This window comes from Acidomonas methanolica, from assembly GCF_004346035.1.
Lineage (GTDB): Bacteria > Pseudomonadota > Alphaproteobacteria > Acetobacterales > Acetobacteraceae > Acidomonas > Acidomonas methanolica.
Genome location: NZ_SLZN01000082.1, coordinates 1 through 2,555 on the forward strand (window position 1 = coordinate 1; position 2,555 = coordinate 2,555).

Annotated in this window: 3 protein-coding genes; 1 reads left to right on the forward strand and 2 read right to left on the reverse strand. The window is 58.4% G+C overall.

The genetic code is table 11. The features are described from left to right. Window positions 1-96: 96 nt before the first annotated feature. Window positions 97-375, reverse strand: a complete 279-nt coding sequence (locus tag EDC31_RS17440) for a hypothetical protein (RefSeq protein ID WP_132127226.1) — start codon at window positions 373-375, stop codon at window positions 97-99. A gap of 361 nt (window positions 376-736) precedes the next feature. Here EDC31_RS17440 and EDC31_RS17445 point away from each other — a divergent pair, with 361 nt between their 5' ends. Continuing rightward, window positions 737-1,441 carry a Rossmann-fold NAD(P)-binding domain-containing protein gene (locus tag EDC31_RS17445; protein WP_239641714.1) on the forward strand — a complete coding sequence of 235 codons (705 nt, stop codon included), beginning with the start codon at window positions 737-739 and terminating at the stop codon, window positions 1,439-1,441. 13 nt (window positions 1,442-1,454) lie between these two features. On the opposite strand, the gene EDC31_RS17450 is transcribed toward EDC31_RS17445, so the two are convergent. Further along, window positions 1,455-2,306, reverse strand: a complete 852-nt coding sequence (locus EDC31_RS17450; protein ID WP_042060400.1) for an SDR family oxidoreductase — start codon at window positions 2,304-2,306, stop codon at window positions 1,455-1,457. Window positions 2,307-2,555 lie beyond the last annotated feature (249 nt).

Here is a 2,555-nt window from a genome sequence, read left to right on the forward strand (position 1 = left end):
CGACATCGTCGATATCTGCTGCCACGCCTGGAATAAGCTCGTAGACCAGCCCTGGCGCATCATGTCCCTCGGTTTGCGAGACTGGGCACATGGGTGTTAACAAACAGGAGTTGGTATAATCCGGCGGCACGGCATGCGTCTTCGCATTAAGGGCTGTCTGGACGGCATCGCCGTTGCCGTGTGTGATGAGGTTAATTTCGATGCAGTAATTAATGACGCCTGCAAGATCCGCCGACGCAATGGCGGCGACGGCAGGCGCGGCCACGCCTCATTGACGAACGGCGTCCCGTCTTCGGCTTGCGCCGTCAGGAAAAACGTCGAAAGCCCGGTGGTGGCAAGCAGTATCGCGATAATGCGCGGAGAAAAACGGATCATGAAACGCTCCTTTCATCCTCCGCGAACGGTGCACGAACCAACTGCGCGGCGCAACGCATCAAGGCAGCAAATACTTATACATTATCTTTGGAAAGGGATTTTTGCACACAGTGAATTTTCTGCCCATGTGCTATGCAAATTTTCGTTCAACTTGGAAAGTATTTTATATTCCGCCACTTTTTATCTTCTGTCTGTACGCGCTTTCGTTTCCAACATGGTGGTCTTGTGGCGTGAGAGACGAGGGGTCGTATCATACGGACCGCAGACAGGAGCCTCCGGAAAACTCAGAGCGCATCACTCCGGGCCGCCCGAAGCGACGCGATTGCTATGCAAATGGGGAAGGATCGGGTAAATCCGATCGATGGGCGCATCGGTTTCTCACTTCCGTCCATCTGGGGTCTGGCCGATGACAACACAGGTTCTGCTTGCTGGCTCCACCGGACTCGTCGGGCATCTCGTTGATGCCGGACTCACCGGCCGTTCCGATATCGCTCTTACCCGGCTGGTACGTCCAGGATCATCCGGAGCTGGTCAGCCAATCGATTTCGAAAATCTCTATTCCGCTCCGGAAGCAACTTTGCGCCCGGTTATGCCGAACGGGGTTGACGTGGCGATTTCCTGCCTTGGCACGACGATTCGTGCAGCCGGATCGCAGGCGGCCATGTACCGCGTCGACCACGACTACGTTCTGGCTCTCGCCCAGGGTGCCCGCGCGCTGGGAGCGTGTCAGTTCATTCTCGTATCGTCTGTCGGAGCGGGTGGCCCAGGCTTTTACCTGCGCACCAAGGGCGCGACCGAGCGTGATATCATCGCGCTCGGTTTCACGCGCGTCGATCTGATACGCCCCGGCATGCTGCTGGGGGACCGGGCGAGAGCCCGGCCACTCGAAAGGTTCGGTCAGCGGTTGGCGGCGGGACTGGCGCCGTTGATGGTCGGCAAACTATCACAGTATGGTGTGATTTCCGCCGAGACGGTCGCCGGAGCGATCGTCCGGCTCACTGGCCAGGAAGGCGATGGATGCCGGACATATTTCAACCCTCAGATCACGCGGATTGTGCATCCGTGAACATGTTTCGTGGTCACGCCATAAAATTCGTGCTCTCGCTGAGCGCGCGATAGGTCGCGACGCTCTGCGCGACCTCGCGGAGCTTGTGGTCGATGCCGTGCAGCGCGTCGCTGCCGATATAAAGCCGTGTCGGCGGATTTTTCATCCGGCTGATCTCGATCATGACCTCGGCGGCCTTTTCGGGATCGCCGCCCTGATTGCCATTCAACCGGGCAAGATGCTCCATCGCGGCATGCACGCCCTGATAGGCGCCGATCGGATGCTCCGGGTGCCGTGCTGACGTCTTGTCCAGAAAATCAGTCCTGAATCCCCCCGGACAGAGCGCCGTCACCGAGATGCCAAAATCGGAGACCTCTGCGGCGACGGATTCGGAGAGCAGGATTACGGCGGCTTTCGTGGCGCTGTAGATCGCCGTGGACGCCATGCCGAGCGAACCCGAGATCGACGCGATATTGATGATATGACCACGCCTCTGCTCGCGCATGACCGGCAGGACCGCGCGCATCATGTTCATGACGCCGAAGACGTTGATGTCGAAATTCGCCCTGATGTCGGCATCGGAAATTTCTTCCATCGCCCCCAGAACGGCATAGCCGGCATTATTGACCAGAACATCGATGGTTCCGAAATGCTCTTTCGTCTGGCGCACGGCCGCGGCGATACTGGTCTCGTCGGTCAGTGTCACCTCCAGCGGCAGGAACACGTCGTCAGCCGCGCCGACTTCGGTCCGGAGGCGCGCGGCGTCCCGCGAAGTCGCCGCGACCCGAAAACCCTGCGCGAGTGCGTGTTTCACCACCGCGAGGCCCAGGCCCTTGGATGCTCCGGTAATGAGCCAGACATTTGAGTGCGTTGCTTCGGGTTGCATGTGTTTCCTCGAAATATCGTCGAATTGAAACGCCTTGCATGGCGTCCAGATCCATTGAAACGTCCGGTGAAAAAAAATGAAATGAGGGAAATCACCGTATAGGACGCGGTTAATGACCCTCGGTCTCCAGGACGGTGCTCAGCTCTTCGTTATCTGTTTAGTCCCGGGGTTTGATGGTGCATTATTTTCACGCGAGTGGAAGGAAGCGCTATGGGCCAGGTTCACCACGGAAGCGCCACGACGACATCG

Bases quoted from the DNA above. Each gene is read 5' to 3' on its own strand.
- EDC31_RS17440 (WP_132127226.1), bottom strand. From the start codon at position 375: ATGATCCGTTTTTCTCCGCGCATTATCGCGATACTGCTTGCCACCACC.
- EDC31_RS17445 (WP_239641714.1), top strand. From the start codon at position 737: ATGGGCGCATCGGTTTCTCACTTCCGTCCATCTGGGGTCTGGCCGATG.
- EDC31_RS17450 (WP_042060400.1), bottom strand. From the start codon at position 2,306: ATGCAACCCGAAGCAACGCACTCAAATGTCTGGCTCATTACCGGAGCA.